At 73.4% G+C, this 2,066-nt stretch carries 2 protein-coding genes; both read right to left on the bottom strand.

The window, feature by feature from the left end; all coding sequences use genetic code 11:
• Positions 1–80: 80 nt before the first annotated feature.
• Complete coding sequence (locus AB0M52_RS33490; RefSeq protein WP_363961852.1) at positions 81–1,040, bottom strand: asparaginase; 960 nt, start codon at positions 1,038–1,040, stop codon at positions 81–83.
• Between the two features lie 95 nt (positions 1,041–1,135).
• Positions 1,136–1,963: a 3-keto-5-aminohexanoate cleavage protein gene (locus AB0M52_RS33485; protein WP_363961851.1), complete on the bottom strand. Its 828-nt coding sequence runs from the start codon at positions 1,961–1,963 to the stop codon at positions 1,136–1,138.
• Between the last annotated feature and the right edge of the window lie 103 nt (positions 1,964–2,066).

Below are 2,066 nucleotides of genomic sequence, written 5' to 3'. Positions count from 1 at the left end.
ACCGCGGGGCGGCTCGCATTCCGGCCTTGATATCCTGCCGTGTGGGGCCCGGCGCCGGGCACCAGACGGCGGTGGGCCGGCTACCAGAGCGGGCGTACGGCACCGACCGGAAGGCCGCCGCCGAAGAGCGGCACCTCCGCGAACTCCTCCAGCACCGGCGCGTCGACCGCAAGTCGGCGCAGCGCGGAAACCAGCACCGGCATCCGGGCCCGGCCCGCGCCGTCGTCGATCTTCAGGGCCACGGCACCGACGCCGGGCAGCGCCGTGGCGATGACACCCTCCGCGCCCACCTTCGCCAACAGCCCGGGTACGCCGCGCATCAGCCGGGTGTCGTCGGCCTGCGTACCGCCGACAATCTCCGGGTACGCCCGCATCGCGTCGGCCACGGCGCGCGGCGCCGTACCGGGCTCGGCCGTGACCAGCCGGAGGTACGCCCCGGCCAGCCCGGTCAACGACGCGGCCAGCACCGGGGCACCGCAGCCGTCGACGCCGACCGCGGCCGCCTGCTCGCCGGTGAACTCCTCGACCGCGTCCCGCAGCCGCTGCTGGAGCGGGTGCTCGGGCCGCCAGTACCCGTCCGCCGGCCAGCCGGCGGCGCGGCAGGTCAACAGCATCCCGGCGTGCTTGCCGGAACAGTTCATCTGGATCCGGGTAGGGCCACCGCCGGCCCGCAGCACCGCCACCCGCGCCTCCTCGCCGACCGGCAGCTCCGGCGGGCAGTGCAGGTCGTCCTCGCCGAGCCCGGCACCGGCGAGCAGCCCGCCGACCCGGGCCAGGTGGAACTCCTCCCCCGCGTGGCTGGCCGCCACCAGAGCCAGGTCGGCGGATTCGGTCAGCGGCAGCCCGGCGCGGATCATCCCGACCGCCTGCATCGGCTTGTTCGAGGAGCGGGGGAAGACCGGCGAGGTGACGTCACCCGCCGCGGCCAGCACCGCGCCGGCGGCGTCCAGCACCACCACGGACCCTCGGTGCACACCCTCCACGAAGCCGGACCGGACCACCTCGGCGAGCGGCGCGCCGCCCCGATACGTCTTTCCCACGACGTGGACGGTACCGACGCACCGGACCCGGCCGCCGCCGGGGTGAGCAGGGATTCAACCTCCGGGTGTACAGGGGTGCCGGGTGGGGACCACCCTTACAGCCCGAGCAGCTCTCGGGCCTCGGTGGTGTTCAGCGGCGGACGCTGGGCCAGCTGGGCGAAGCCGACCGCCCGGGCGACCAGCTGCATGTTGGATTCCACCGGCCGGCCCTTGGCGTACGTCACCGTGTCCTCCATCCCGACCCGCAGGTGACCGCCGGCGGACAGCGCGGCGAGCATCACCGGGATGCTGGTACGGCCGATGCCGGTCGCCGAGAAGGTGGTGCCCTCCGGCAGGTCGCGCAGCATCTGCTGGGCCGCGACGAGGGTGGCCGTGGTGCCCGGCATCCCGCCGGGCACCCCCATGACGAAGTCGACGTGGACGTGGCCGCCGTGCGGCAGGCCGTACTTGCCGAGCAGGCGCTGCAACGCGGTGAGGTGACCGAGGTCGAAGATCTCGTACTCCGGCACGATGCCGCGCTCCTGCATCCGGGTGTGCAGGTCGACGATGAACTCCCAGCGGTTGAGGAAGACGTCCTCGCCGAAGTTGACCGTGCCCATGGTGCACGAGGCCATGTCCGGCCCCGCGTCCAGCACGGCGAGCCGGTCAGCCTCCGGGTCGGTGACCGCGCCGCCGGTGGACAGCTGCACGATCAGGTCGGTGCTCTCCCGCAACGCCGCCACGGTCGCGCGGAGCCGGCCCTGGTCGAGGGTGGGCCGCGCCTCGTCGTCCCGGATGTGGACGTGGATCACGGAGGCGCCCAGCGCCTCGCACTCCTTCGCGGTGAGCAGCAGCTCGTCAAGGGTCACCGGCAGCGCCGGCACCTCCGTCTTGGCCGACTCCGCGCCGGTGGGGGCAACCGTGATCAACGTCCCTGTTGTCATGCCGGCGATCCTAGTACGGCAGCCGCCGTTCGTGAGGTGACCTCGGATCCCGCGGGAATGAGGACGGCCACCGCGTGATCGTCTGTGCGTTGTGGACACAACA

This window comes from Micromonospora sp. NPDC051296, assembly GCF_040682255.1.
GTDB lineage: Bacteria > Actinomycetota > Actinomycetes > Mycobacteriales > Micromonosporaceae > Micromonospora > Micromonospora craterilacus.
The sequence above is the reverse complement of the archived record's forward strand: the minus strand, read 5'-3'. Positions and strand labels throughout refer to the sequence as shown.